This is a genomic window from Rhodococcus sp. P4_B6 (assembly GCF_056402215.1).
This window is the reverse complement of the sequence record NZ_JBFUHV010000297.1, coordinates 1-6,460: the sequence shown is the minus strand read 5'-3', so window position 1 is coordinate 6,460 and position 6,460 is coordinate 1. Positions and strand designations below refer to the sequence as shown.

The following is a 6,460-nucleotide window of genomic DNA, read 5'->3' as shown; positions in this document are numbered from 1 at the left end:
TCCTCCAGGATCCGTACAACCTCGACTTCCTCGGCCTCGACGCCGGTTACAGCGAGCGCGATCTCGAAGATGCCCTGATCGGTCGGCTCACCCATTTCCTCACCGAGCTCGGTGGTGGTTTTTCCTTCGTCGGACGCCAGTACAAGCTCACCGTCGGCAACTCCGACTTCTACCTCGATCTGCTGTTCTTTCACTTGGGCCTGCGCCGCTTCGTCGTCTTCGAGCTGAAGATCGGCCACGCCGAGCCCGAACACATCGGCAAGCTCAACTTCTACGTCAACGCCGTCGATGACCTGCTCCGCAAACCCGAGCACGGCGACGGCACCACCATCGGGATCCTCCTCGCCGCCGACCGGGACGACGTCGTCGTCGAATACGCGCTTCGCGGTCTGGACTCGCCGCTCGCGGTCAGCACCTACACCACGCACCGGTCCCTGCCCGCCGACGTTCGACCCGCGATGCCGACAGCCGCGGACTTCGCCGACGCCATCCGGGACGTCCAACACCCGCACAACCCCCAGACCCCCCTTTCCGGACCGGAAGCCGACGGCTGAACACCTGCGCCCCTGGGTGCCGGGCGGAACGCTCTGCAACGCAGGGTGCGGGCACCTTCGCGAGGCATCGCACGTCAGGTGTCCCGTGCCAGATACTGGTCGATGCCGGTGCGGCGGAACCGCAGCCGGGTAGGGGAGGCGGCGAAGCGGATTGTTGTGCTGGTGTCGGATTTGGTGTGCCAGCGGGCCACCTGGTACGGACATGGCGGTGAGCTGCGCGGCGACCTTGCCGCGCAGCGGATCCGGGAAGTTCACGCAGACCGTGCCGCCTTCTCATGGGCGTCCTTGTTTCGTTCCATCAGCCGCCCGATCTCGTCGTCGGTGAGCAGTCCGCGGTAGTAGGCGCGTTCGATCTCGTTCCAGCTGCCGGGCTCGTACGCATCCGCCGAGACCCCGCCGCTGACCGGGACCCGGCCGAAGGTGAATTTCCAGTCCAGCAGAACCTGCATCATCTCGGTATCGCTGATCTGGTCGGCGGTGCGGCGGTCGATGACCTCGGTCGGTGTCCGGTCGAGCAGGGCCGGGTTCTCCAGCACGGTGCGCAGCATGCGATGAATCGTCGGTTGCGAGATTCCGATGTGCTCATGGATGACCCGTTGGGTGATGTTGGCGGCGTTCGCCTCGGCCACCGCCCGCAGGACATCGAGGTCGGCGACCCTGCGCCGGGCGGCCGCAGCATCGAGTGCGGCCACGGCCTTGTGGTCGATGATGTCCACGACAAGCACCTTCTCGATTGATTCAAGATGAATCATCCCACTACACGGTACCCACACCACCCGACACCGTCCACCCCATCGCCGATCTCACCGGACCTCGACGCATTCTGGTCCGTCACCCTTCGATGCACCCCCACATCAACCGCCCGGCCGCCGAGGCGGTCACCGGGACGTCGACCCCGACCCCGCAATCCTCTGACGCCGGCCTGCCCGCTCAATGCCGGTTTTCGGACGCCTTCATCAATGACGCCGAGGAGAAATTACTTAGCAAAAAGAGTTAGCACTCTCCCGATCTGAGTGCTAAATTCTGATGGGGTCCAGATCACAAACTGGAGACCCCCGACCGAGTCGCGGCGATCCGACCACTGACGCTGCCTCGACAACCGCCGCGCAAGTTCGTGGACCGAACAGTCCCGAAGACGCCCCCGGTCCCCGTAACGCCGACACGTCGCCGGCTCGACTCGTCGACCGCACGAAGGAGGATCATGACCGCCGCCGTCCCCCGCAGCCCCCGCGCCGACAACCACATGAGTTCCTCCGCCAACGGCACCGGCAACGAGAACCGGAAGCGGCATGGTTCCCGGTTGCCCGCCCTGTCGATCATCCTGGGAGCGCTGTCCGTGGCGGCGTTCTGGGTGGTCGGACTCGGCTTCCTCTTGGGCGTGGCCGCGGTGGTCTGCGGCGCCGTCGCCACGTCGCGGTCCGCGGTGGCCGACGACGAGGCGGCATCCTTGCGTGCCCTATTGGGCGTCGTTGCCGGCGCCGCGGGGATTACCGTCTCCGCGATCGCCCTGTTTCCCATGCTGGCGCAGCTATGAACCGCGCACGTAGCCGCTGCAAGTCCGGTCGACATCCGGATTGACCCGCACCATCCTGTCACCGCCGCCCCAAGCTGACAGGTGATTCCTTCGGGGCCAGGGCCTCGGGCGCTGCACGGGCGGAATCATGTCGGATCCCCCGGTGATCGTTCGAGACTGTTGAGCTCATCGAGAACCTGGTCGACCGCGGGGGTCGGGATTCCGACCTCCGTGCCCGCCGAAGCACGGAGACGGTCGCACACGTAGGCGAGCATGGCGAGTTCACGCTCGAGGTCTCCTGCAGTTTGGTCGCCCATGTTCTCATCCCGCCCTGAGCGGGTGGTGATCAGAACTGCGGGCTGACCGGCTCAGTGAGATTGTCGAATACCGGAACCTCACAGACTATTTCGGGCTTCTATAGCCGAGAGGGCGCGCGAGGGCTTCGCGCTGACATCGAGCACTTGGCACACGGCACGAGAGGAAGGACCCTGCGGCATTCGGTCGGACAGCGACCAATTCCGCAGCGAATCCGGTTCGCCGATGCAACCTGCACGGATGCAGATCCGGGATGAGCCGGTTGAGCCCATGGCCGGTTATTTCGAGGGTCTCGCGCCTTCAGTGATGCGCTGCGACAACGTCGTTGTCGAGAAAACCCTTCAACCCGCCACTGAAGACATCGTTGTCGTCGCCGGCGACCATATGGCCGGCCCCGGCAACGTCGATCAGTGTGGCGGTCGGGATCAGCTCGAGCAGCTCCTTGGCGCCTTCTTCGCTGACCACATGGGATTGCTTGCCCCGCACGAGCATCGTGGGAACGGTGACCGCGACCGCGGCGGCCCGGGCGCGTTCGTAGCGCACGATCGAGTCGGCTTGGCGAGTCGGTTCGTCGCCCTGGCGAAGGAACGCCGGGTCCCAATGCCAGTACCAGCGGCCGTCGCGCAGGCGGAGGTTCTTGCGCAAACCCTGCGGGTTGGGCTTGCGGACCCGGTTCGGGGTGTACGCCGCGATCGCCGCAGCAGCGTCGTCGAGACTCGCGAAACCCTCGAGGCCGCTGCGCATGAAGGCCATGATCTCCGCGGTGCCGCTGGTTTCGACCTTCGGTGCGATATCGACCAAGACCAGACCGCGAGCAAGCTCCGGGTTCTCCCCATGCCCGATCAACGACGTCATCCCGCCCATCGAGGCACCGACGAGTACCGGCTTCTCCCCCAGCTCGCCGACGATCGAGGTCAGGTCGGCGACCAACGCATCGATGCCGTAATCCCCGTCCGGTGCCCACTGACTGTCCCCATGCCCGCGTGCGTCCACAGCGATGGCGGACCAGCCGTCCGCCGCGAGGCTACGTCCGGTATTGCGCCAGGAATGCCGAGTCTGCCCGCCGCCGTGCAGCAACAGCACCACGCCTTTCCTGTCGACACCCGACCCGCCGGCACCCCTCGCCGGTGGGTCCCACCGGTCGGCGGCGAGCGTGACACCGTCACCGCGGAATTCGAACTGTGTGACTACAGGATCCATAGTTTCCTCACCAACATTATCGAGTTGAGCTTTGACACCATGTTGCACCACGTGTGAACAATGATTCACCCGCACTCCTCCTTACCTGACGTATTAACATCGGTTTGGTCTGTTTCGGCCGACTGCCGTCGGTGTCCGTGAGGTTGGCTGGCCCATCGCGACCGTGACGGGGACCGCAAGGACTCGATCGGACCGACTCGCTGGATCAACGGCGCGCTCCCGATTCGCTAACCGCGAATTCGCGATTCGCTAACCGTCCGTCCCGACTTCGCATGCTGGCGCCAACTCAAATAGCTTGCACGCGTCGCACGGCCGCGTCTTCCAGCAAAGGTGTTCGTGCGACGCATCGCGGCGGAGGGTCTCGGTCCAGGCGACTGAGCAGTCCCCGTCAGAGCTCTGCTGACAGCCCGCTCAACGCAGCGAACACTGTTTTCAAGTTGTGGTCGAGACGGTTGAGGATGTCTTCACGATCGTCGTCCGTGTTGAGCCAGTTTCGGAGTTCGGAGAGGAACATGCCCCGGGCCGCGCCGGCGATTGCCATGGGGATGGCATCCCGCGGAGAAAGTCCCGTGCGAGTAGCCACGAAGGTCGCGATCGTGGAGGCCCATCGTTCCCAGTGGTCGTATGCGTCGGCACGGAGTTCGGCGCTGCTGTCGAGCAGTCTGAAGCGCTCGAGCCATACGTCGCTGTTGTATATCGCCGAGCGGGTGGAGAAGACGATGCTTTCGCGAATGGCATCGAGGACGCCTGGATGCTCCTGCTTTTCGGTGAGATTTTCAGCCAGCCATGAGATTGTGTCGTCGAACGCGGACCACACGACGCCGGACTTCGACTTGAAGTAGCGAAAGAACGTCGTCCGGCCGATTCCCGCCTCTCGTGCGATGTCATCGACGCTGACTTGTTCATAGCCCTCGCGCAGCATCAGAGTGAGAGCGGCGCGCTCAACCGCGTCCCGATTAGCCGCGAACGGTCTTCCTGGGCTCCGGCGTGGCGGCGTCTGCATCCCCACACTGTAGCCACCCTGCGCAGGAAGTTCTGCCGGGCCGTTGCATTGTGGTACTCAATCCCACTAATGTGAGCGAGCCAACACTACGCCCTCCGAAACAGCCGCCGCTGGCGAGTTCGGGGGCGGCGACGAGAGCTTCCGCACGAAGGAGTACGACGATCATGGGAAAATTGGACGGCAAGGTTGCCATCATCACGGGAGCAGCACAGGGTATGGGCGCTGCGCACGCGAGAAAGTTCATCGAGGAGGGCGCGAAGGTAGCGTTGACCGATGTCAGCGAAGTTGAAGGCAAGAAGCTTGCCGACGAGCTCGGTGCCGACGCACTGTTTCTCAAGCACGACGTCGCGTCGCTCAGCGACTGGGGCGACGTCGTCCGCCAGACCGAGGAGGCCTTCGGGCCCGTCACAGTGCTGGTCAACAATGCGGGAATCCTCGGGCCGATTAAGGATGTCGTCGAGATCAGCGAGGATGACTACCTCAAAGTCATTGCTGTGAACCAGCATTCGCAGTTCTACGGCATGAAGACCGTCATTCCCTCGATGAAGAGGGCAGGCGGCGGCACCATCGTCAACATCTCGTCGACGGCAGGGATGGTGTCCATCGTCGGTGCACCGAGCCTTGCCTACGTTGGCAGCAAGTTCGCCTCCCGCGGTATGACGAAGCAGGTTGCCGTGCAATTCGGCCCCGACAATATCCGGGTCAACTCCGTCCATCCGGGTTACATCAAGACTCCGATGATGGAGGCCGCCACCGACGAGAGCGGCGGCGGGATCGCGGACTCGGTCCCGATCCGCCGCATGGCCGAACCCGACGAGGTGTCGAAATTGGTTCTGTTCCTCGCCTGTGACGACTCGTCATACATCTCCGGCATGGAGCACGTCATCGATGGCGGCTTGACCGCCTCCTGACCACCAATTCTCGGTTCGGTCATACGGCGACATCATTACCCCGTCACGGCATGCAGGAACGATGCGGAGCGGACTGCCTGTGCTCGGGATCTGAGCCGTTCAGGTTGTCAAATCCGGTGTCAAGGAGACGATGCCCCATGCTCGACAAGCTCTTTGCAGCAATGCTCACGCTGACCGGGATTGGCTTCGGGGGTTATGTATTGCTCGAAGAATCCACAAACGCTGTTGCGGGTGCACGACCGGGCGGCGAAGACTGCGCAAAAACCGGACACAATGTGGCTACTTGCACTCGTCAATCGACGCTGTAAATCACGCCGCGTCCAACTCAAAGGTGCACCCGACAGGAACCGTGGCTCGGCGGTAACCGCAAGTCCATGCCGCTGTCGCCTGCTCCGCCGCATCAACGGCGTCGCAGAGAGCATGACCGAGCCACACAGTCGGCGACCACCGGATCCTGTGCACGTTCCCCTCTGGCCGCGCCAGTTCGCTATGAAGACCTGCCCCGGCGTGGATCGGTGTCGGCACCAACAACCTCCTCCACGGCGAGGACATCGCCTAGCCAGGGTACCGTGCGCACTTCCCGTGGTGACCGGCGCCTACCACGGCTTCGATCTTGGTCGAGAGGAGAACAGGCACCGCTGGTGCTTCCTCGAATCACGGCGGACTGCCCTGACTACCGCCCTTGATACGAGGGGCATACGTCTCCTTGACGTCGCTGCACACCTGACCTGGCCACCACCGTGCTGGTCATGGTGCTGGTCGCGGACTCGGTCACCGGTTGGTACTTTCCAAGAGAAACTGGGTTCGTCGCAGCTACGCCGGGAGGGCCGACAGTTCTGTCTAAGACGATTCGGTCGACAAATATTGTTCCTTAATCGGCGGTCGTATCGCAGTCATACGCCTCCAACCACGACCTGAGGAGCACAAGCGGCGATCGGTTCGGCTCGCCCCGACACCGATGTGT

8 protein-coding genes are annotated in these 6,460 nt (G+C 63.6%); 4 read left to right on the top strand and 4 right to left on the bottom strand.

The window, feature by feature from the left end:
- The coding region (locus AC1DWT_RS48910) for a PDDEXK nuclease domain-containing protein (protein ID WP_477926032.1) at positions 1-554 on the top strand (554 nt) is incomplete at its 5' end.
- A gap of 251 nt (positions 555-805) precedes the next feature.
- Here the strand turns inward: AC1DWT_RS48910 and AC1DWT_RS48905 are convergent.
- Positions 806-1,270, bottom strand: a complete 465-nt coding sequence (locus tag AC1DWT_RS48905; protein WP_477926031.1) for a helix-turn-helix domain-containing protein — start codon at positions 1,268-1,270, stop codon at positions 806-808.
- Positions 1,271-1,755: 485 nt separating this feature from the next.
- Between AC1DWT_RS48905 and AC1DWT_RS48900 the strand changes: the two genes are divergently transcribed.
- A complete protein-coding gene (locus tag AC1DWT_RS48900; protein ID WP_477926030.1) occupies positions 1,756-2,088 on the top strand; it encodes a hypothetical protein in 333 nt (110 codons plus the stop codon).
- Positions 2,089-2,213: 125 nt separating this feature from the next.
- On the opposite strand, the gene AC1DWT_RS48895 is transcribed toward AC1DWT_RS48900, so the two are convergent.
- From AC1DWT_RS48895 to AC1DWT_RS48885, 3 genes are all read right to left on the bottom strand, one after another.
- On the bottom strand, positions 2,214-2,384 hold the full coding sequence (locus AC1DWT_RS48895; protein ID WP_477926029.1) for a hypothetical protein: 171 nt from the start codon (positions 2,382-2,384) through the stop codon (positions 2,214-2,216).
- A 298-nt stretch (positions 2,385-2,682) separates the two neighbouring features.
- The gene (locus tag AC1DWT_RS48890) at positions 2,683-3,582 is read right to left on the bottom strand and encodes an alpha/beta fold hydrolase (RefSeq protein WP_477926028.1); all 900 of its coding nucleotides are present in this window, start codon (positions 3,580-3,582) and stop codon (positions 2,683-2,685) included.
- 388 nt (positions 3,583-3,970) lie between these two features.
- Complete coding sequence (locus tag AC1DWT_RS48885; protein ID WP_477926027.1) at positions 3,971-4,585, bottom strand: acyl-CoA-like ligand-binding transcription factor; 615 nt, start codon at positions 4,583-4,585, stop codon at positions 3,971-3,973.
- A 164-nt stretch (positions 4,586-4,749) separates the two neighbouring features.
- On the opposite strand from AC1DWT_RS48885, the gene AC1DWT_RS48880 reads away from it, so the two are divergent.
- Both AC1DWT_RS48880 and AC1DWT_RS48875 read left to right on the top strand, forming a co-directional pair.
- Positions 4,750-5,496, top strand: a complete 747-nt coding sequence (locus AC1DWT_RS48880) for a glucose 1-dehydrogenase (RefSeq protein ID WP_283541006.1) — start codon at positions 4,750-4,752, stop codon at positions 5,494-5,496.
- 137 nt (positions 5,497-5,633) lie between these two features.
- Complete coding sequence (locus AC1DWT_RS48875) at positions 5,634-5,804, top strand: hypothetical protein (protein WP_181450178.1); 171 nt, start codon at positions 5,634-5,636, stop codon at positions 5,802-5,804.
- Positions 5,805-6,460: the final 656 nt, after the last annotated feature.